19 protein-coding genes are annotated in these 20,458 nt (G+C 68.8%); 8 read left to right on the top strand and 11 right to left on the bottom strand.

Translation table 11 applies throughout. The features are described from left to right. The first annotated feature begins 65 nt into the window (after window positions 1-65). Window positions 66-2,192, top strand: coding sequence for a bifunctional glutamate N-acetyltransferase/amino-acid acetyltransferase ArgJ (argJ, locus tag QHF85_RS19080; protein WP_281328653.1), 2,127 nt, complete (start codon window positions 66-68; stop codon window positions 2,190-2,192). A 16-nt stretch (window positions 2,193-2,208) separates the two neighbouring features. Then, complete coding sequence (locus QHF85_RS19085; RefSeq protein ID WP_281328654.1) at window positions 2,209-3,447, top strand: NAD(P)/FAD-dependent oxidoreductase; 1,239 nt, start codon at window positions 2,209-2,211, stop codon at window positions 3,445-3,447. On the opposite strand, the gene QHF85_RS19090 is transcribed toward QHF85_RS19085, so the two are convergent. Beyond that, complete coding sequence (locus tag QHF85_RS19090; protein WP_281328655.1) at window positions 3,413-4,144, bottom strand: hypothetical protein; 732 nt, start codon at window positions 4,142-4,144, stop codon at window positions 3,413-3,415. The two genes, QHF85_RS19085 and QHF85_RS19090, sit on opposite strands and share 35 nt — an antisense overlap. A gap of 102 nt (window positions 4,145-4,246) precedes the next feature. On the opposite strand from QHF85_RS19090, the gene QHF85_RS19095 reads away from it, so the two are divergent. From QHF85_RS19095 to QHF85_RS19105, 3 genes are all read left to right on the top strand, one after another. Then, complete coding sequence (locus QHF85_RS19095; protein ID WP_281328656.1) at window positions 4,247-6,241, top strand: hypothetical protein; 1,995 nt, start codon at window positions 4,247-4,249, stop codon at window positions 6,239-6,241. 170 nt (window positions 6,242-6,411) lie between these two features. Then, complete coding sequence (locus tag QHF85_RS19100) at window positions 6,412-6,828, top strand: TraR/DksA family transcriptional regulator (RefSeq protein ID WP_281328657.1); 417 nt, start codon at window positions 6,412-6,414, stop codon at window positions 6,826-6,828. Window positions 6,829-6,871: 43 nt separating this feature from the next. Continuing rightward, the gene (locus tag QHF85_RS19105; RefSeq protein ID WP_281328658.1) at window positions 6,872-7,855 is read left to right on the top strand and encodes a DUF3105 domain-containing protein; all 984 of its coding nucleotides are present in this window, start codon (window positions 6,872-6,874) and stop codon (window positions 7,853-7,855) included. 36 nt (window positions 7,856-7,891) lie between these two features. On the opposite strand, the gene QHF85_RS19110 is transcribed toward QHF85_RS19105, so the two are convergent. From QHF85_RS19110 to QHF85_RS19135, 6 genes are all read right to left on the bottom strand, one after another. Further along, window positions 7,892-9,352: a DUF1552 domain-containing protein gene (locus QHF85_RS19110; protein ID WP_281328659.1), complete on the bottom strand. Its 1,461-nt coding sequence runs from the start codon at window positions 9,350-9,352 to the stop codon at window positions 7,892-7,894. A 7-nt stretch (window positions 9,353-9,359) separates the two neighbouring features. After that, window positions 9,360-11,066, bottom strand: a complete 1,707-nt coding sequence (locus tag QHF85_RS19115) for a DUF1592 domain-containing protein (RefSeq protein ID WP_281328660.1) — start codon at window positions 11,064-11,066, stop codon at window positions 9,360-9,362. 270 nt (window positions 11,067-11,336) lie between these two features. After that, window positions 11,337-11,948, bottom strand: a complete 612-nt coding sequence (locus tag QHF85_RS19120) for a TetR/AcrR family transcriptional regulator (protein ID WP_281328661.1) — start codon at window positions 11,946-11,948, stop codon at window positions 11,337-11,339. A 136-nt stretch (window positions 11,949-12,084) separates the two neighbouring features. After that, window positions 12,085-13,251 (bottom strand): hypothetical protein, encoded by a 1,167-nt coding sequence (locus tag QHF85_RS19125; protein ID WP_281328662.1) that lies wholly within the window; start codon window positions 13,249-13,251, stop codon window positions 12,085-12,087. A gap of 100 nt (window positions 13,252-13,351) precedes the next feature. Next, window positions 13,352-14,065, bottom strand: coding sequence for a hypothetical protein (locus QHF85_RS19130; RefSeq protein WP_281328663.1), 714 nt, complete (start codon window positions 14,063-14,065; stop codon window positions 13,352-13,354). Beyond that, window positions 14,062-14,583, bottom strand: a complete 522-nt coding sequence (locus QHF85_RS19135) for a hypothetical protein (RefSeq protein WP_281328664.1) — start codon at window positions 14,581-14,583, stop codon at window positions 14,062-14,064. The genes QHF85_RS19130 and QHF85_RS19135 overlap by 4 nt, the downstream gene beginning before the upstream one ends. A 228-nt stretch (window positions 14,584-14,811) precedes the next feature. On the opposite strand from QHF85_RS19135, the gene QHF85_RS19140 reads away from it, so the two are divergent. Both QHF85_RS19140 and QHF85_RS19145 read left to right on the top strand, forming a co-directional pair. Beyond that, window positions 14,812-15,114 carry a hypothetical protein gene (locus QHF85_RS19140; protein WP_281328665.1) on the top strand — a complete coding sequence of 101 codons (303 nt, stop codon included), beginning with the start codon at window positions 14,812-14,814 and terminating at the stop codon, window positions 15,112-15,114. 109 nt (window positions 15,115-15,223) lie between these two features. Then, a complete protein-coding gene (locus tag QHF85_RS19145) occupies window positions 15,224-16,495 on the top strand; it encodes a vWA domain-containing protein (RefSeq protein WP_281328666.1) in 1,272 nt (423 codons plus the stop codon). 8 nt (window positions 16,496-16,503) lie between these two features. On the opposite strand, the gene def is transcribed toward QHF85_RS19145, so the two are convergent. Continuing rightward, a complete protein-coding gene (gene def, locus QHF85_RS19150) occupies window positions 16,504-17,079 on the bottom strand; it encodes a peptide deformylase (RefSeq protein ID WP_281328667.1) in 576 nt (191 codons plus the stop codon). Window positions 17,080-17,155: 76 nt separating this feature from the next. On the opposite strand from def, the gene QHF85_RS19155 reads away from it, so the two are divergent. Continuing rightward, window positions 17,156-17,902, top strand: a complete 747-nt coding sequence (locus QHF85_RS19155) for a DUF2383 domain-containing protein (RefSeq protein ID WP_281328668.1) — start codon at window positions 17,156-17,158, stop codon at window positions 17,900-17,902. Between the two features lie 69 nt (window positions 17,903-17,971). On the opposite strand, the gene QHF85_RS19160 is transcribed toward QHF85_RS19155, so the two are convergent. Genes QHF85_RS19160 through QHF85_RS19170 form a run of 3 tightly spaced genes read right to left on the bottom strand, consistent with a single transcriptional unit; the run spans window position 17,972 to window position 20,441 of the window. Further along, complete coding sequence (locus QHF85_RS19160; protein WP_281328669.1) at window positions 17,972-19,054, bottom strand: serine/threonine-protein kinase; 1,083 nt, start codon at window positions 19,052-19,054, stop codon at window positions 17,972-17,974. Window positions 19,055-19,077: 23 nt separating this feature from the next. Continuing rightward, entirely contained in the window at window positions 19,078-19,704 is a 627-nt protein-coding gene (locus QHF85_RS19165; RefSeq protein ID WP_281328670.1) for a hypothetical protein, read from the bottom strand. 59 nt (window positions 19,705-19,763) lie between these two features. After that, a complete protein-coding gene (locus tag QHF85_RS19170; protein WP_281328671.1) occupies window positions 19,764-20,441 on the bottom strand; it encodes a dienelactone hydrolase family protein in 678 nt (225 codons plus the stop codon). Window positions 20,442-20,458 lie beyond the last annotated feature (17 nt).

Genomic DNA, 20,458 nt, shown 5'->3' on the forward strand with positions numbered 1-20,458 from the left:
AGACCCAAGAAGGGCTCCCCCGCGTCGCGCCTCGCGCCGCGGCTCCCCCTACCCCGAGGTGGCCCGTGAAAATACCGCTTGGTTTCTCGTTTGCCGGGGCCTCTGCCGGCATCAAGGTCAAACGCTCCGACCTCGCGCTCGTGCTGTCGGAGGTGCCCGCCGTCGCGGCCGGGTGCTTCACACAGTCGAAGTCGCGCGCGGCGTGCGTCGACTGGAACGTAGCGCGCCTGCCTCGCACCGACGCGCGCGCGATCGTGGCGAACAGCGGCAACGCGAACTGCCTCTCGGGTGAAGAGGGCGTCCTCGCGAACCAGCGCATGGCCGGGGCCGTCGCCGACGCGCTCGGCGTCCCCATCGACGCGGTCCTCACGTGCTCGACAGGCGTCATCGGCGTGCCCTTGCCGCACGCGAAGGTCTCGGCCGCCATGCCCGGCCTCATCGCCAAGCTCGGCCAGGATCCCTTGCCCGCGGCCGAGGCGATCCTCACGACGGACACCTGCACGAAGCTCGCCTCGCGCGAGATCTTCCTCGGCGGCGATCGCGTGCGCATCGCGGGCATCGCCAAGGGCTCGGGCATGATCCACCCGAACATGGCCACGATGCTCGCGTTCCTCGTGACCGACGCGGCCATCGACGTCTCCTTGCTCGACGCGATCCTGCGCTCCGCGGTCGACGAGACCTTCAACATGGTCAGCGTCGATCGCGACACGTCGACGAACGATCAGGTCCTCGTGCTCGCGAACGGCATGGCGGAAAACGATCCGATCACGCGCCGCGACTCGCCCGAGGCGCAGAGCTTCGCCGCGGCGCTCGTCGACATCTGCCGCGAGCTCGCGCGCACGATCGCCGGCGACGGCGAGGGCGCCCAGCACCTCATCACGGTCACGGTGCGCGGCGCCGAGGACCTCACCTCGGCGCGCGCGCTCGCTCGCGCCGTCACCGAGTCGAACCTCGCGAAGGCCGCGTTCTTCGGGACCGACCCGAACTGGGGCCGCGTCCTCGCGGCCGTCGGCTCGCGCGCCGCCGAGCAGCAGATCCGCTTCGATCCGGCCGTCGCGAGCGTGCGCCTGCAGAACGTCCTCGTCTACGCGCAGGGCAAGCCGCAGTCCTTCGACGCCGACGCGCTCCGCGCGCTCCTTCGTGGCGAGGAGGTCTTCGTCGACATCGAGGTCGGCGCGGGCCCGGGCGAGGCCACGGCCTGGGGCTGCGACCTTTCCTACGACTACGTACGAATCAACGCCGACTACGCCGCGGTGCTCATCGAGTCGCCCGACGGCCCCGTGCGGCGTGATCCGAGCCTCGACCGAAAGACGCCCGAGCTCAAGGCCGACACGCTCGTGCAGGCGCTCCGCTACATCGAGCGCTTCGCCGGCACGCGCGCGGTCATCAAGTACGGCGGCGCCGCGATGGTGCGCGCCGACCTGAAGGATCGCTTCGCCGAGGACGTGCGCCTGCTCCAGGCCGTTGGTCTCCGTCCGATCATCGTGCACGGCGGCGGCCCCGAGATCTCGCGCACGCTCGAGCAGATGGGCCAGGTGACCGAGTTCGTCGACGGCCTGCGCGTCACCGACGCCGCGAGCCTGCGCGTCGTCGAGATGGTCCTCACGGGCCAGATCAACAAGGAGGTCGTCGCCTCGCTCGCGCGCGCGGGCACGAAGGCCGTGGGTTTGTCCGGTAAGGACGGCGGCCTGATCGAGGCGCGCAAGATGAACATGCCGCCGGGCAAGGACCTCGGCTACGTCGGCGAGGTCGCGCGGGTCGATCCCGACGTGCTCGAGCTGTTGCTCGGCAAGGGGTACATCCCGGTCATCTCGCCGATCGGCCTCGGCAAAGACGGGAACACGTACAACATCAACGCCGACACCGTGGCCGCCGAGGTCGCGGTCGCGTGCGGCGCGCGCAAGCTCATCTACCTGACCGACGTCGCGGGCATCCTCTCGAACGGCCTCCTCGTGTCGGAGATGAGCGCCGAGGAGCTCGACGCGCGCATGCGTGACGGCACGGTCACGGGCGGCATGCTCCCGAAGGCGGCGTCGATCCTGCGCGCGCTCGAGGGCGGCGTGGAGACGGTGCACATCATCGACGGCCGCGTCCCGCACAACGTCGTGGCGGAGCTCTTCACCTCGCGCGGCGTCGGCACGATGATCCGCGCCGGCGCACCCAAAGAGGGCGAAGAGTTCCCCATGGGCTGAAGGCCTGCGCTTCGCCATGCTCGACGCGGAGATCGTGATCGTCGGCGGCGGCCCCGCCGGCATCTCGACGGCGCTCTTCCTCGCGCACGCCGCGCCGCGGCTCGCCGAACGGATCCTCGTCATCGAGCGGGCGAAGTTCCCGCGTGAAAAGGTCTGCGCGGGCGCGATCGGCGCGCGCGCGGACAAACTGCTCGCGTCCATCGGCGTGCGCGTCGACGTCCCCTCGGTGCCGATCCACGGTTTGTCCGTGGACGCCTCGGGCCGAAGGCTCGCCGCGCGCGCCGAGGGGCCGCCGATCGGCCGCGTCGTGCGGCGCTTCGAGTTCGATCACGCCTTCGCGCGCGAGGCCATGGCGCGCGGCGTCCGCGTGCGCGACGGCGTGAAGGTCACGGGCCTCGTGATCGGCGAAGGCGACGCGCGGATCGACACCTCGATCGGCGAGGTTCGCGCGCGCGCCGTCGTCGGCGCCGACGGCGTCGGCAGCGTCGTGCGGCGCGCGCTCGGCTTGCCGCGCGGCGCGTTCATGGCCCAGGCCGTCGAGGTCGACACGATGGCGGCCCGCGGCGACGGCCCTCGCGACGTTCTTCATTTCGACATGGCCGCGCGCGGTTTGCCCGGGTACGCGTGGGATTTTCCGACGCTCGTCCACGGCCGACCCATGGTTTGTCGTGGCATCTACGAGCTCCGCGCCGAGGGCGTGCCCGAGCGCGCCGCGACCGAGCTCGCGCCGGCCGAGCGGCTGCTCGCCCGCGCGGACGAGCAGGGCGTACCCGCGTCCGCGTCGTCGCTCCGCCGCTTCGCCGAGCGGGGGCTTTCCTTGCACGAGCCTTTCGCGCGGCCGCGTGTGCTCCTCGTCGGCGAGGCGGCGGGCATCGATCCGGCGCTCGGCGAGGGCATCGCGCAGGCGATCCAGTACGGCGCCGTGGCAGGCCCGTTCCTCGCGCGCGCGCTCGAAGCGGGCGACCTCTCGTTCGCCTCGTTTCCGGCGACGCTCCGCGAGAGCCGCCTCGGCCTCGACCTTCGCTTGCGCGGGCGCGCGGCGCGCTTCGTGTACGGCGGCGCGCGCCCCGTGATCGAGCGATGGGTCACGCGCTCGCACGCGCTCGCGCAGGCGGGGATGGATTATTTCGCGGGTGAACGAGTCGATCGGCGCGCGCTCGGCAGGAGCGCGCTCGATCTCGGTGGAGCCATGCTCTCGTGGGCGCTCGATCAGGCGCGGATCACTTGGGCGCCTCGGTCGGGGGCTTCGCCGTGACGTGCATGAAGAAGTTGCCGATCGACTTGATCTTGAAGAAGGCCATCCCCGTCGCGTCGTCGATCTTCTCGGGCGCGTAGATGGTCCACGTGATCTTCTCGCGGCCCTTGTCGTCGACCTTCACCTCGCCGATCGCCAGGTTCGCGTCCTTCTTGTTGCCCGCGGGGAAGCTGAACTCGAAGGGTTTGTCCAGGGTCTCGAGCGTGGGCGTCTCCGCCGAGTTCTCGATCTGCACGAGCAGCCGGTAGATCTTCCCGATCGGCACGCCCGTCGTCTTGCCCTTCGGATCGAGCTTGAACGTGATGATGTGCGGCGACCCGAGCGAGCCTTCGCGGATGCGGAAGACGGCGCGGCCGCTGTCGTCGCCGAGCTCGAGCTTCGCGCCCGGGCTCGTCGTGAAGATCGATTGCAGCTCCTTCTCGGAGCTCATCAGCACCGGCGGCCGGCTCTCCTCGGAAGACTTCGGCGGAGGCGGCGCTTCGGCGGACGCCGACGCCGTGGGCTGGGCCGTGGGCTCCGGCGCGGCCGTCGGGGTCTCCGTCGGCGCGGGCGCAGGCTTCGCCGCGGGGGGCGGCTCGGGCGTGGCCGGGGGCGGGGTCGGCTCGCCGCCGCACGCCGCGGCGACGACGGCAACGAGCGCCGGCAATCCAAGGGTCGTGAGGCGGAGCAGCTTATCGAAGCGGGGCCGTACGCGCATGAAGCTCGGCGTAGGACGAGGTCGCGCGGAAGGCAAGCCCGAGCCCGCGCGTGAATCTGGCTCTTCTCGACGCCCGCTCTGGCTCGCCGTATAAAGCGGCCCATGCGCACGTCGCTCCTTCCGGCCTTTGCCCTCCTCGCCCTCGCGTGTGGCCCGTCCCCCGCGACCGTCGAACCCACGAAGACGCCGGCCGATACCTCGAAGGAAAAGGGCGCCGCGCAAGTCGCCGCCCCCACGCCTGCCGAGACGGCCTACGACCTCTCGCCGGTGCCGGAGCCCGAGGACGTCGTCGCGTTCTTCGGCTGGAAAAACCCCGCGGCGACGCTGAACGCATTCGGGAGCTGCGCGGCCATCCCGCCGGAGCCGCTCATGGGCGGCGTCGAGGGCGAGCTGCGGAAGGTCTTGCGCGACGTCGTGTCGAGCAACGCCGACGTGCGTGGCCTCGCGGCCGCCGTCTCGCTCGACGCGCCCGTCTTCGCCGTGGCCTCGCTCGAGACGCAGTCGAAGCGCGCCGGCGCCTTCGTGGCCTTCTCGCTCGGCCTCACCTCGCTCGAAAAGGCGAAAATGGCCGTCGAGGGCGCGGGCCCCGTGACGGAGCTCGGCCCCGGCATGTTCCGCATCGGCGGCAGGTCGAGCGCGACGTGCGTGATCGCCGCGTCCGCGGGCGCGACGCCCGCGCGGCTCGTGTGCGGGCCGAAGGAGAAGGACGTCACCACGCTCGCGCCGTACCTCACGCGCACGTTGCCGGCGAAGGCCGGCGCCGCTTCGGACATGCACCTCGAAGTGCGCTTCGCGCCGGCCGAGGCCCGGTACGGCTCGCTCCTCCGCACGCAGGTGCAAGGTTTGCCCGTGATCGCGCAGGCCGAGCTCGCGATCGGCGAGCCCAAGTTCGATCGCGCGATCGTCGACGCCGCCACGGGCCTCGCGGACGAGGTCGTCGCCTTCGCGCAGGACGCGGACAAACTCACGTTCGACGTGGCCATGGATCCGGCGACGTGCCTGCGCGGGAGCGTCGCGCTCTCGATGCGCGGGAAAAACTCCTGGGTGAGCGGCCTCATGGGCGAGCGTCCCGAGCGCGCCGGCCCGCCGCCCGCGATTTTCTGGCGCGCGCCGAAGGACAGCGCGAGCGTCTTGTACGGCCGCGGCACCGATCCGAAGCGCTTCCAGCCGATCCTGCGCACCGCGCGCCTCCTCGCCGAAGGCATCCTCGCGAAGCTGAACATCGGCTCCGAGGCCGATCATCGCGCGGTCGGAGAGCTCTTCGACTGGCCCATGGGCAAGGACGTCGAGACGGTCTCGGCGAGCGGCCGCATCGAGGTCCCGGAGGTCAAGGGCAAGCGCACGCCGCAGCAAGAGGCCGATGCCATGGTGAACGGCTGGATCGGCTGGGGCCTCGCCGGCTACGAGGAAGGCTCGGCGAACCTCGGCAAACAGCTCCGCAAGATCGCGGATGTCTACAACCGCAAGGGCTTCCAGGATCCGCTGCGCAAGGAGCTCGGCCCGGAGCTCGCGAAGGCGATTCCCAAGGTGAAGGTCGGCCCTGGCCCCGCGGCCCTCGGGTCCGACTCGCTGGATCTTTCGATCAGGATCGAGAACGTCCCGGCCGCGCTGCTCGAGATCAAGGGCGCCACGCAGAAGGACCTCGTCACCTTCGAGGTGCACGTCCTGCTCATGACCGACGGCAAGTCGCGCACGTGGATCGCCGTCGGGGGCGGTAAGCCGGACGGGCTCGTCAAGCGCCTGCTCGCGGTGAAGACCGGCGCGCCCGACGCGGGGACGATCGCGTCGCGCACGGATCTCGAGCCGCTCCGCCGCGGCACCTTCATGGGCGCGGGCTTCCTCTCGATGGGCCCGCTGGTCAAGAGCCTCGATCGCATGAAGGAAGTGTTCGGCCCTCGCGAGGATGCTCGCATCCAGCAGCTCATGCGCGCCGTCACGACGCTGCCGCACCAGGGCGACACGCCCATCTTCATCACGTCGAGCTCGACGGGCACCGTGGACGCACCGCGCGGCGAGGTCACCGTCACGGCTTCGAAGGCGACCTTCGAGGACATCGGCTGGCTGATCAAGACGCTCGGGACCGGCGCGCGCCGCTGAGCCTGCTAGGCTCCCCGTCTTCAACGCGACGTGCGATTCGTGCGCAGGGCGAGGGGCATGTCCCTTGCCGTTCGTCCGGAAAACATCGCCGAACCGCAAAGGGGACCATGGACGCTCGAAAGGGAGTAGGGATCGGGAGCATCGCGCCGCGAGGGCCCGGTGCGAGGCCGGTGACGCGCGCGGGAGCGCTGAACCCCGAGTCGAACGACGAGCAACCCGAGCTCACGCAAGAGCAGCGCGAGGAGTTGCGCGGCTTGCTGGACGCGCGGCGCGCGGAGATTCTGGCGAGCATCGAGACGCGCCAGGAGCAAGAGCGCGACACGGGCCGCGAGGTCGGCGACGAGATGGACGAGGCGAACATCGAGGGCGCGACGGCGATGGCTTCGCGCCTGCTCGAACGGGACGTGCAGCTCCTCTCGGAGATCGACCGCGCGCTCGCGAAGTTCAACGACGGCACGTACGGCCTGTGCGAGGGCACGGGCGAGCCGATCGGCTTCCCGCGCCTGCGGTCGCGGCCCTGGGCGCGCTTCAGCGTGGAGTACCAGGAGCAGCTCGAGCGCGAGGCGCGCACGCGCGGCGGCATCTGAAAACCGAGCCCGACGGGGGCGCCAGCCTGATAACGTCTCGGGGGTGATTCGCCGCCGAGACCGCTCGTTTTTGCGGAGCGTCGTGCTCCTTTCTGCGCTCGCGCTCCCCGTCGTCGTGTTCGCGTGCTCGCCGGTCGAGACGGTGTCTCCTGCGCCGGTGGACGCTGGCGCGGATGCGTCGTCTGCGTCGTCGTCCTCGTCGTCTGCGTCGTCCTCCTCGTCGAGCGGCGCGGGAGGGCAGGGCGGCGGCGGAAGCGGCGGCGCGGGCGGTGTCGGCGGAAGCGGCGGCGTCGGCGGCACCGGAGGCGGAAGCGGCGGAAGCGGCGGCGTCGGCGGCACCGGAGGCGGAAGCGGCGGCGCGGGCGGCGTTGGTGGAACCGGCAGCGGTGGCTCCGGCGGAAGCGGCGGCGTTGGCGGAAGCGGCAGCGGTGGCTCCGGCGGAAGCGGCGGCGTCGGCGGCAACGAGCCCGACGCCGGCCCGAGCGACGCCGGCGCGTGCCCCGTCACCACGATGGCCGTGCCCATCCTCCCATCCCCGCACGTCGCGATGTGCTCCCCCGTCGTGTATTCGACGAACCCTCCGACCTCGGGCCCGCACTATCCCTCGTGGGCCGCATTCAAATGGTATGACGCCCCCGTCCCGCGTGGTTTCCTCGTCCATTCGATGGAGCACGGCGCGGTCGTCATCTCGTACCATTGCGAGGGCGGCTGCGCGTCCGAGCTTGCGACCCTCGCGGCCTTCCTCGACGCGCGCCCGGCCGATCCGCTCTGCGCCGCGCCCTTGAAGGCGCGCATCATCGTCGTGCCCGACCCCGAGCTCGACGTCCGCTTCGCCGCCGCCGGGTGGGGCGCGCTCCTCCGCGCCGATTGCCTCGACACGGCCGCGCTCGGCGCGTTCCTCGACACCTATTATGCGAAGGGGCCGGAGAACATCTGCTTCGACGGCGTGGACGTCCTCGCCCCGGGCAGCGGGGTTCCGGCCGATTGCGGCACCCAGCCGATGGATGCGGGCGCCGACGCCCCGTGACCTGACGAGGCACGGGGCGTCGGGGGGCCGAGGCGCTCAGCCCATTGCCTCGCCGGTGTACAGGAAGGGCACCGGCGACCGGCGACCGGCCGTGGTGTCCCAGAAGGCGCCATTCGGCTTTTTTGCGAGGGCGTTCGGAGGATAACTCCCATAGCCCTTCCCGGACGTCGCCTCGTAGTCCTCCGACGACAGGCCCATGCAGTTCATGAACGTCACGAGGAGGTTGTTCATCGGAATCCCGCGCCGGCTGTCATCGTGGAGCGTTTCACTCGCCGGCTCCCGGAAATCGATGTAGTGGCCTTGCTTCAGCTTGCCGCCGGCGCCGCCGGCGACCATCACGGGCATTCCGTTGGCGCTGTGCTCCCCTCCGATCACGACGCAGCCGTATTGCATGGCCCAGTAGACGAGCGAATTGTCGAGCAATGTGCCCGAAGACTCCGTCACCGCGTCGAGGATGCCGAGCAGCCTCGCCACGCGGCTTCCGGTGAGCTTCAGGTCGACCGCCAGCTCCGACGCGGTTTCACCCGACATGGTCTTCCCATAGATCTTGTGGTGCTGCTCGTGACGTGGGTAGGTGCCCATGGACATGCCGAGCGTGATGCTGGCGACGCGCGTCAGGTCACAGGCCATGGCCGCCGCGAGGATGCGGAACTGATTGGTGATCACGGCCTCGATGTCGACCTCGTCCACCTGCATTGCGGGTGTGCACGTGCCGGCTCCCTTCTGGATGTCGGCGACGAGCGACATGTACGATTCGAGCTTCTGCTTGTCGGCCGCCGAGATGCGGCTGCTGTCGCGCACCTTCTTGTAGTCGGCGTACACGGCCTGCAAGAGGGCCGTCTCGCGCGGGTCGCCTTCGGCCACGCCACCGAAGCCCGAAGCGAAAGCATCGAAGAAGGCCTGGGTCTGCTTCACGGGCCGAATCATCTCGAGCTTCCCGTTCGCCGAACGCCACGAGAACGAGCGGTTCTTGCTGTAGTCGTCGGTGATGACCGGGTTGAGGACCACCAGGCGCCGCACCGCAGGCACCTCGGGCCCGTACACCTTTGCCGAGTTCGACAGCATCACATCAATCGACTCCTGGCCGCTGGTCGGTGGCGCCTCGTCATTGTCGAGGCCCGCCGCGTACGAGGAGGCGCAGGTGGGGAAGCAGTATTGATGGTTCCAGTTTTCGGCCAGCACGTCGATCCCGCGCAGCACCGAGAGCTTGCTCGTGAAGGGCGTGAACGCGTCCCCGAGGATGGGCGAGATGGCGCCCGGGAGCTCGCTCAGGGCCTTCACGTTGACGAACGGCTCGATGTTTTGGTTGGCCTTCAATGCGCCGTAGTAGAGCGGGGCGTTCGGACCGTAGGGGTTCAAGACCTGGATGTATCGAGGCGGCGTGGTCTCGGGCCCCGCGTACGCCTCCCTCGGCATCAACGAGCGCAGCGCCGGCAGCACCAGGGCCGCCCCCGCGCCGCACAGGAACAATCGTCGGCTTTTCGGGTTGTATTTCATGGCGTCCTCAGGGCTCCTGCTTCCAGAAAATGTCTTCGTTGGCGATGGTGGCGATCAGCACGGATTGAAGCGTGCCGCTTTGACTTTGAGCCTCTCCCTCGCTGAGGATGCAGCTGTCGTTGGCAATGTCGACGGTGCTCGCGTGGTAATACTCGAAGAGTCGACGCGAGATGCAGGCCCGGGCTTTGTAGCTCTCGGACATGGCGAGCGCGAGCTCCACCGAGTCGCTCAATCGCTCCGGCCCCCCGGGCTCGAGCTCCGGGTCCTGTGCCGTGGTATCAATGGGCCAGGTTGCTCCGGGCTCGCCCTGTTCATTGAACACGAGCTCCTCGCTCCGCGTCGCGCCGAGCTGATCGAACCCCTCGAAGGCGAACCCGATCCCGTTGACTCTCGCGTGGCAGGCAATGCAAGCGGGCGCATCGGTGAGCTTCATCGTCTTGTCGCGATTGCTCATGTTTTCGATGTCGCCGACCTCGCTCTTGCGCTCCGCGACCGCCGCCGGGTCCGGCATCCCCAGCTCGTCGCAAAGGAACGCTTTCCGCAGGCGCGCGCCGCGCACGATGGGGCTCGTGCGCCCGCCAGCGTTCGTCAGCAGCGCGGGGCGGTGCAGCAGCCCTGGGTGTGACGCTGCGCTGGCGACCGGCGCCTCGCTCGACACCACCTCCGTATCGAAGATTCGAGCCATCGCCTCGGACCGCGGGAAAGCCGCGCTCGAGGTCATCAGTTCGTGGAACGTGCCCTCGTCCGACCAGAAGACGTGCTCGAAGAAGTCGAACGCCTCCTGCCTCATCTCGTCCCCGAGCCCCGAGGTATCGGGGATGCCGATCTGCGCGCCCACCGCGGGCATCGGATCGGGCACGGTGCCGAGGCGCGCGTAATAGCGGAAGAAGTCGCGCACCTTGAGGTGCGCCTTCTCCCCGGCGAGCAGGCGCTCCACGTGCGCTCGCACGCCCTCGAGGGATTGAAGCTCTCCGCTGCGCGCCGCCGCCATGAGCGCGTCGTCGGGCATGGTGTTCTGCGTGAGGTACGAGATGCGCGAGGCCACCTCGAAATCGGTGAGGCGAATCCGGCCGTTCTTGATCTCGGCGCCTTCCTCGATGTGGAACACCAGAGAGGGCGACTGCAGCAGTCGACGCAAGAGGTACGAGAGCCCCCCCATATCCGCGCCGGCTTCGTGATAGTAACTCAGGTACGACTGCACCTCGTCGGAGCTGAGATCGCGGCGCCAGACCTGGCCGCCGAATTGCTCCACGACCTCCTCCACACAAGCGTCGGTGAGCGGGCTCGTGCCGGCGCAGCTCGGCAGGTGATCGGTTTTCCACGTGGGGCTCGCCATCGCGAGCTCGACGGCGCGCTTCGACACCTGGGAAAGCGCGAGCGCCGTGCCCACGGGAGGGTTGTCCGTGAAGTCACCGGCGATCACCATCTCGTCGGCCGGCAACCCGGACAATTTCGTCTGAATCTCGGCGTCTCCGATGATGGACTCGCCCAGCAGCGCACCCAGCGTATGGACCAGCTCGGCGTGCGACAGTCGACGCGTGTGGTCGAAGGTGACGCCGCGCGCGAGCTTCCGCTGCTCGGTGCAGGCATACGTGAGCCGAGTCCCCTCGTTTTCCGAAGGATCGGAGCCGCCAATGGTACCCACGCAGCTCACCGCCGTGCAGGCGAGAACGGCGATCCATCCGCCGGCATGAACGTTCGCCAGCTTCTTCATGCGCATCTCCTCGGGCGGTTGCAACGGATGGCGCTGCTCCGCCCGTCCCCAATGAAAAGCCATGCTCCGCAATCTCGGCGCGACGACGTCGACGGCGAGACGACGGAGCACTTCATTACGGGACGATGCGCACACCTGTCAATGCACGCCCTCTCCGGCGCGGGCCGCGTTCGACTTCGCGAGCACGACGAATCCGCTGTGATTTTCGGACGTTTCAGCGTGCCACGTGGATCGGGTGTTCGATTTCGATCCGGGCACGCCGGAGGGCCGTCATCGCTCGTCTTTGTCGGCGAGGAGGTACCGTAGGATCATATCGCTTAGCTCGCGCTGGAATTCACCGCTCTTCACGCGATCACGATGCCGATGCGCCGCGGCCCACGACATGAGCGCGAGCGTCTCCGTCGCGATGAGCAGGCTCGTCCGCAGATCCGGCCTGCGGAAGCGCGGGGCGACCACGGCCAGCGTTCGAGCCAGAAAATCCGCGGTGTGTTCGTATCTCTCGGCCATCACCGTGCGCATGTCGGCGTCGTCCATCGAGATGCCGTGCCGGTCGACGCGCTGGAGCACTCTCTCGACGGTGAAGCCGATCAGGTGCGACGCGACCATCTCGACCGTTTCTGGGTCGATCTGAGCCGGATCGATCTCGGTCAAGCGCCCGAGGAGCACCGCGTACTCCGCCTCCCACGCGCGCCGCTCCGCCTCGCGCAGGAGCGCCACGCGATCGGCAAAGTGGTGGTAGACGGTCCCGACACCGACGCCTGCCTCGCGAGCGACGCGCTTCGTCGTCACGGCCGTGGGCCCTTCGCGCGCGAGGATCCGATCCGTCGCCTCGAGGATGAAGCGGACCGTATCCTCGCTTCGCTTCTGACGCGCAGCCTTCATGAGTCCACGCGGGATCCTACGCGAAAGTACCGCGTGCGCGAGGGGCATGTTCGGCGACCGGATACGCCGCTGAAGCTTTGCAGTATGCCTGTTGCGAGGGCTGCGCCGAGGGGCGCGGGCGCAGATTCGCGCGAATTCAGCGATATCGCTCGGCGCAAACACCTAGCGCCACGCCCGTCGTCTGGAGGCATTTGTTCAGATCGGCGCACGCGGCCAGGGGTTCTCGGTAGCTGCATTCCTTCGCCACCTGGTAGCAGCGTATGCAGGCCGCCTCGTTGAACTTCTCGGCGGAGAGCTTGTGCTCGTAGACCACGAAGTCCGCGGTGCCCCGCCCAGGCGCGAATTTGGGCGGGTTTTCCAGCGCGAGGCCGTCGAAGGTCGTGAACGAGAGCTCCGCGGGCTGGGTCCGATAGACGGGACAGGCGATCTCCCCGGCTCCCGCGCGTGACCAGATCCCGTCGAGGAAATGCTTCGAGTAAAACCTGCTCGGATCCCCGTCGCGCCGCTGGCTGAAGCCGCCGGCGGCGGCGTTGTTGTACGGTATGCCGGGGAAGACCTCCGGATTGGGGACCTTGTACGTGAAATTGATCGAAGTGACCTCGCTGAACTTGCGCTCGATGGGTTCGGGGTGGAAGGCGATCGCCAGCATGTAACAATGCCCGCGCTTGAGCTGGATGGTCTCGGGCGCGCGGTCGGGCAGATCCTCGAGCTTCGCGGTGAACCGTTTGACCTCGCGGTAGCCGTCCTTGGCCAGCGAAAGCCGCCCGAGGAGCGTCTCGACGTCGGGGTATTTGGGCGGGTCGGGGGCGAGGGAGACGGCGTAATAGGTCCGTTTCCGCACGGGCATGGGAGCGAAGGCGTCAGTGATGCTGCTCGTCAAGTAGAGAGCGTTCGCGCCATGGCGCGCCGCCTCCGCGGCGAGGAGTTTTTCGCGCCGCGCGCGCAGGGCCTCGTTGTTCAACGCGGCCTTGAGCCCCTCTTTGTCGTACCCCGAGACGTCGACGCGCTCCTTCAGGGAGATCATGCCGAGGACACGATGGGGCCGCTCCTCGCTCGGATACCTCGGCGCGGCCATGAACCTCTTCTCCGGCGTCGGGCCATATTGGTCGTAGAAGAAGGCGTCCGGCAGCTCGCTCTGTTCGTGGATTTCGACGCGAGACGCGTCCGCCGGAGGCGCGTCCTCGACGAAGGACTCGTAGGCGACGTCGTGGTGGTGCTCGAAGTTGATCCCATCGGCCCCGTGCCTGCGGCAACCCGAGGCGGCGGACAGGACGAGCGCGAGGGCGAGGACGATACGCTTCACGGATGAGCTCGCTCGTGTGAGGGCGCCGCATATACCCCAGGCACGCACGGGCGCAACCGGCGAGACTCATTCGTTGGGGTTCAAACGAACCCGCGCCGCCTCAAGTCGCGAGCCAGAAATCCGCGCCGAGCAGGCTCTTCGCCGTCTCGATCGTGCTGAACGCGCGCTTCAGGTCCGTCTTCGCCTGGTGCTCGGAGAGCTGCACGATGTACGGGATCCACAGCGGCCGGCACACGAGCAGCGCCGCGTAGCACCCCTCGGCCTCCTCGTTCCAGCCTTGCGACGTGGCGATCCGGGCGAGCAGGGAGTTCACCGGTACGGGCGAGCCGACCTGACCGATCTCCGACGCGCGCGCCATCACGTCGCGGGCGAGCTCCGCGCGCGCGGCCTCGTCCTCCACGTTCTTCGCGCCGCGGAACTTCTGGAACGCGATCTCCAGCCGTTGCTCGTTGTCGACCTGCTCCTGCAGCCGATCCCGCACGATCACGCTCCAGGCCTCCACGAACGGCCGCCCGACGAGGTCCGGCGCCGCCTCGCAGTGCGCGAGCAAGAGCTCGGCTTCTTTCCAGTCGCCCGCGTCGCGCGCGAGCTCGAGGCCCGACAGGACACGCTCTTCCTCTCCGCGGCCCGGGTCCTTCTCGAGGAGCCACCGCTCCCAGTAGAGCGCGCCGCGCGACAGCGTGCGGAACACCATCGCCGGCTGCGTGAGCCGCGCGTACATCGCCTGCTGAATGAGGAGGCTCTTGTGGCGCTCGACGTCCGGCACCGCGAGGCTCTTCGGCCAGGCCTCGGCCCCGAAGGCGAAGGTGATCATGTGAGGACCCGGATCGCGGCCTTTCCTCCGCCGAAGGCCACGGCGCCGGCGATCTTTCGCCCACCCGGCGCGCCGCGCACGTGCTGCACCACGTCCGCGAGCACAGAGTCCGGATCGGCGCCCTCGGTGCCGAACGCGACGAGCACGCCGTCGTCCTGCCCGTCGGGCTTCTGGAGATGCAGATCCAGCCACGGACCCCGCTTCGACACGCGCGCCACGCGCAGCTCGTTCCGCGCCCGCAGGATCGCGGTGATCACGCCGGCCGCGGCCACGTGCAAGACATCTTCGCGCCCGTCGGCGCGCAGCGCCTCGACGTCGGCGGCCGAGACGTCGGCCGCGTGCACCAGCGAAAAACCTTCGACCGTCGGATCCTGGGCGCCCGGAGCGAAGTAGGCGAGCTCGAAGGAGCTCGTGGTCCCGGGCGCGGCCTCGCACGCGAGCAGACACGCTGGCAGCACGAGCGGCGGCCACAAATTCGGCTGATCCGCCCTCAATTTCGCGAGGTTATAAGTCTGCATCGAGGAGATCCGCGAGCAGGGTACCACGCCGCGTCCAGGCTCAAAAGGCCCATGGCGCGCCTTCGACCCGGAACATCACGCTGCGGCGTGGTGGGCTGCTCCACGCCCGGAAGGACAAACACGGCCGTTCGCGCGCCCTGTCACGTTTCTGTCATCACGGACCATCCGCATTTTTCGGCCCGTCTCCGCGCCCGCGCCTCGGCGTGTATCATGGGCAGCCGTCCTCCCATGCGTCCCGACCCGGCCTCGATCGAACCCTGCCCGCTCTGTGGCCGGCCGAATCTGCACCCCTCGGATCATCACCTCGTGCCGCGCAGCCGCGGGGGCAAGAAGACGCTCGCGATTTGCCGCGATTGCCACCACGCCGTCCACGCCGTGCTCACGAACAAGGAGCTCGAGGCCAGGTATCACACGGTCGACGAACTGCTCGCGCACCCCGAGCTCGCGAAGATGATCGCGTTCATCGCGCGGCAAGATCCCGGCGGTCGCGTGCGTGTGCGGTGGACGAACACGCGCCCGAAGCGGCCTTGATCGGCGCGCCGCGAACGTGCTCGAAGCGCCCGCGGCGCGCCCTTCGACCGAGGCAGGACGGCGGGGTGGGGTGGTACACTTCGGGCAGGCACGAACCCAGGAGCTTTCCATGAACTTTGCGCGTCCTTCTCGTCCACGCTCGCCCTCGTTTTTCCGCCGTCTCTTCGCGCCTGCCCTCGCGATGGGCCTCGCGTCCTGGGTCGCCGCGCTCGGCGCGAGCTGCGGCTCGACGAGCACCGGCACGCCGCCGTGCGAGTCGGTCTACGCCGGCAAGTGCGGCGGCACCTGCGCGAACGATTTCACCTGTCCGGACGGCCTGTATTGCGGGATCAGCGGCACCTGCACGGCGGACTGCGCCCCCGGCGCGGCCGGATGCCCCGCGGGACAAACGTGCAACGTCAAGGGGCACTGCATCCCCACGGGCGAAGGCGGATCCGGCGGCATGGGCGGCATCGACTTCGTGACGTCGTCGACGGGCGGCACCGGCCCCGGCGCCGACGCCTGCGCCGACGTCAACGTCAATTTCGAGAAGCAGATCCCCACCGTGATGCTGCTCATCGATCAATCGGGCAGCATGACCGAGAGCTTCGGCAACGGCGATCGCTGGGGCGTCCTTTACGACACGCTCATGGATCCGAATGACGGGATCGTGAAGAAGCTCGAAAAGGACGTCCGGTTCGGGCTCGCGCTGTACACGAGCAACAACGGCAACGCGGGCGGCACGTGCCCGATGCTCGCGAAGGTGCCGCTCGCGCTGAACAACCACGGGGCCATCGACGCCGTCTATGGCCCGCAGAGCCCCGCGGGCGACACGCCGACGGGCGAGAGCATCACGGCCGTGACCGCGGATCTCGTCGCGTACCAGGAGGCGGGGCCGAAGATCATCGTGCTCGCGACCGACGGCGAGCCCGACACCTGCGCCGAGCCAAACCCGCAAAATGGCCAGGACGAGTCGATCGCCGCCGCGCAGGCCGCGTTTGGCAAGGACGTCCGCACGTTCGTCATCAGCGTCGGCGCCGACGTGAGCCTCGGCCATTTGCAGGACCTGGCGAACGCGGGCGCGGGCCTTTCCGTCGGCGGCGCCGAGAAGGCCCCGTTCTACCAGGCGCTGAACCCGCAGACGTTGATCGACGCCTTCGACACCATCATCAACGGCGTGCGCTCGTGCGTGCTCAAATTGAATGGCATCGTCGACGAGACCGCGGCCGCCTCGGGCCAGGTCTACCTCGATGGCAAGTCGCTGCCCTACAACGACATGAACGGCTGGCGGCTCAATGGCCCCGACGAGATCGAGCTGCTCGGCACCGCGTGCGACACGATCAAGCAGGGCGACCATTCCCTCTCGGTCCAGTTCCCCTGCGGGATCGTCGTCCCGAAGTGATTCGCTGATCAGCCGCCCATTCGCTTCACGAACGGCACGATCCGCTCGACGAACGCCTGCTTGTGGAACCGGTCGAACTCGGCCCACGTGCAGAGCGTCGAGGTGTCGGTCACCCGATCCACGAAGAGCTTCCCGTCGAGGTGGTCCACCTCGTGCTGGAACGTCCCCGCCGTCAAACCCCGCGCGATACGCTCGAACGGCGCGCCGTGCCGATCCCAGCCGGTCACGCGCACCTCGGCGAAACGCGACACCATGCCGCGCAGGTTCGGCACCGACAGGCAGCCCTCGTAATTGTCGAATCGCTCCTCCGTGAGCGGCTCGACCACGGGGTTGACCACGATCGTGAGCGGAATGTTCGGCTTGTAGGGATAACGGGGGTTGTCCTTGACCTCGATCGCCACGATCCGCTTCGGCACGTGCACCTGCGTGGCGGCGAGCCCGGCGCCGTTCGCGTCGTGCATCGTCTCGACGAGGTCGTCGATGAACGCTTGCACCTCGGCCGTGGCGAGCTCGTCGCGCTCGACCTCGCGCGCTCGCTGGCGGAGCACCGGATGACCAATCTGAGCAATTTTCAGGAGCGTCACGGACGCGAGCCTACCACGAGACGTCACGGACGACGCGCGCTCGACGCGGACGCGCGGGCGCCCCAGGGATCGGCGCATGAACCAGGACAAGCGCCAGCCCGACTTTTCCACGAACGTCCCCCAAGGCAGCGACACCGAGTCGAGCGGACGAACGGACGTCGAGCACGAGGTGCAGGGCGAAGAGGAGAACGCCCCGATCGAGCGCAGCGGCGGCGATGAACGCGAGAGCGGCTCGATCGAGCGCGCCAAGGCCCACCTCGGGCACGCAGGCCGGGACATCGCCGCCGCGGCGAGCGAGGTGGCGACCGTCGCGCGCGCCGCGGCCGAGTCCGCCAAGGAAGCATTCAAGGACGAAGTGCCCTCGACCCGGCGGACGGGCGAGCCCTCGAAGGAGAGCACGCTCGACCGGCTGAACGACCTCTTGCGTGGCGAGCTCGCCAGCGTCGAGACCTACGATCTCGCGCTGCGCAGCGTGCGCGACGCGGACCTCACGAGCTCGCTGCGCCAGATTCACGAGAGCCACCAGCGGCGCGTCGACCGGCTGCGGAACAAGGTCCGCGAGCTCGGCGGCGAGCCTGCGCAGAGCTCGGGCGTGTGGGGCGCGTTCGCGCGCATCGTGCAGCGCGGCGCCGACCTGCTCGGCCACCGCGCCGCGCTCGCCGCGCTGGAAGAGGGCGAGGATCAGGGCAAAAAGCGATACATGCGGGACACGGACGAGCTCGAGCCGCCCGTGCGCGATTTCGTCCTGCAGGAGCTCGCGCCCGAGCAACAACGCACGCACGACCTCGCGCAATCGCTGCAGAAGTTCGTCAAGGCGGCTTGAGCCGTCCCCTCTCCCGAATCTCTGCCCCCTCCCCCGAAAGGGAGAGGGGGTTGGGGGTGAGGGAGTGTTTCACTTCCAGGCAGGCGGCGTCATCCCCAGCTTGTTGTAAAAAAACTTCGCCGCCGTCCGCGAGAGCTGATCCTTCGGCTCATACACGTCCGGACCACGCGGCAAGAGCCCCGCCGACAGCGACCCGAGCCGCTTGCCCATGAGCCGCTCGACGTCGTCGCAAAAAGCCTCCATCGTCGAATACCGATCCTCGGGCTTCTTGCGCAGCGCCTTCATGATCACGCCTTCCGTGGCCCGATCGATGCCCGGCAGCACCTCCGAGGGCTCGCGCGGCGGCACGATGAGCTGCCTCGCCAGAAGGATCGCATAATCGTCCGCGCGGAACGGCAGCTCCCCGACCAGCATGCGATACATCATCACGCCGAGCGCATACACGTCCGACCGCGGATCCGACTTGTCCCCGACGACCTGCTCCGGCGGCATGTATTCGGGCGTCCCCACGGCCACCCCCGCCTGCGTGACCGCCTTGGCCGCTTCGAGCTTCGACAAACCGAAATCGAGCACCTTCGTGTTGTAAGGTTCGCCCGGCTCGCCGACCAGGAAGAGATTGTCCGGCTTCACGTCGCGATGCACGATCCCCGCGCGGTGCGCCGCCCCGAGCGCCGAGGCCGTGTGCGAAAGCACCGGGAGCGCGATATGGAGCGGCATCGTCGTATCGCGACGTAGCCAGTCTCCCAGCGTCTCGCCGAAGAGATATTCCATCACGAGGAATGGCACGCCGTCCGGCCGCTCCCCCGTATCGAGCACCTTTACGATGTTGGGATGGGCGAGCGCGTTTGCCGCCTTCGCCTCGCGGTCGAAACGCGCGCGCGCGCCGGGCGCGCGGAGGTGCAGCGAATCGAGCATCTTGATGGCGACCGGCTCGCTCGTGTTCCGATCCAGCGCCAGGTAGATCCGGGCCATCCCCCCCCGACCGATGAGCCCTCGCACCTCGTAGCGGCCGCCGAGCACCGCGCCCGTATCGGACGTGGGTTTGGCGCGCAGCAACGATACGTCCGGCGTCGTGACGAGCTTGGTCCCGTCGTACGGACAGAAGCGGTGCTCTTCATCCTCGAAACGCCTGAGACAACGCGGGCAATACATCGGTCTCCGTCCCGTTCAAGAGATCACGGCATCGCGCCGCCGCAGATCCAGTCCGATACCGTCTGAATCTTCTCATTCGAGAGCGCGATGGCCGGCGGCATCTTGTTTCCGGCGCATTTGTCGACGTTCATCATCTTGTCGATGATGTAGCTCTCCGAAGGGGCGCCCGGCTTGACGCGCATCCGCGTCTCGCCCGCGCATTGCTCGGCCGGCACGTCCACGAGCTCCGCGAGCGCGTTCGCGCTCGTCAGATCGAGCCCCTGCTTCGCGCCCGCGCCCGAATGGCAGCCGCCGATCGCGCAGCTCGCCGTCAGGATCGTCTGCACGTCGGCGAACGAGACGCTCGTGTTTGCGCAGGTGCAAACGCCGCCCGCGCAGGTTTGTCCCGGCGCGCACTTGTTGTCGCAGGCGCCGCAGTTCAGCACATCCGTCATCGTATCGCCGCAGCCGCCGCCGGCGCCGCCAGCGCCGCCCGCGCCGCCCATGCCGCCGCTGCCCGAGCTGCTGCTGCTCGAGCTGCTGCTCGCCGGCGACCCGCCTGCGCCGCCTTCGCCGCCGGCGCCGCCCGAGCCATCCGAGCCGTCCGAGCAGCCCGTGCCCGCGAAGCCGAGCACCGCCGCGCAGGGAACGGCGATAAGCCAAAGTTTCAACCAACGATTCGACATCGACCAACCTCCAACCAAGTCAACCTGAAAAGCGGCCCCGCGGATCAGCCGAGGTGCCGGTGCAAGAAAGCAATGGTGCGGCTCCAGGCGAGCGCGGCCGCCTCCGGGACGTACACGTCCTTGCGCGACTCGTGCGCGAACGCGTGCCCGGCCTCGTACACGTGGAGCTCCATGGTTTGTCCGCGCGAATGCATCTGCTCCATCACCGCGCGGGCGGCGTCCGCCTTGGCCCACTCGTCCTTCGACGCGAAATGAGCGAGGATCGGCGCCTTCACCTTCGCGTAATCGAACTTGTCCGAGGGCGCGAGGCCGTAAAACGGCACGACGGCCTCGAGCTCCGGCACGACGGTGGCCGAGGCGAACGAGAGCGCGCCGCCGAGGCAGAACCCGACCACGCCGACGTGCCCGTTGCTCCGCGGATGCTGCTTCAAGAAGGCCGCCGCGCTGCCGATCTCGTCGAGCGCGCGTGGCCAATCGAGGCCTTCCATGAGCTTCTGGGCCTCGGCGGGGTCGACGGTCCAGCGCCCGTGATAGAGATCGGGGATCGCCACGAGGAACCCTTCCTTGGCGAGGCGGGCGGCGACGTGCCGGATCTGCCCGTTGAGCCCCCACCACTCCTGGATCAGCACCACCGCGGGCGCCCGCTCCACGCCCTCGGGCGCCACGAGCTCACCCGGCGCATCGGCCCCACTTTTCGTCGGAAATTTGATCGGTTCGTACATGGTGCTCGCCTCCGTGC

Source organism: Polyangium sp. 6x1, from assembly GCF_029946515.1.
Lineage (GTDB): Bacteria > Myxococcota_A > Polyangia > Polyangiales > Polyangiaceae > Polyangium.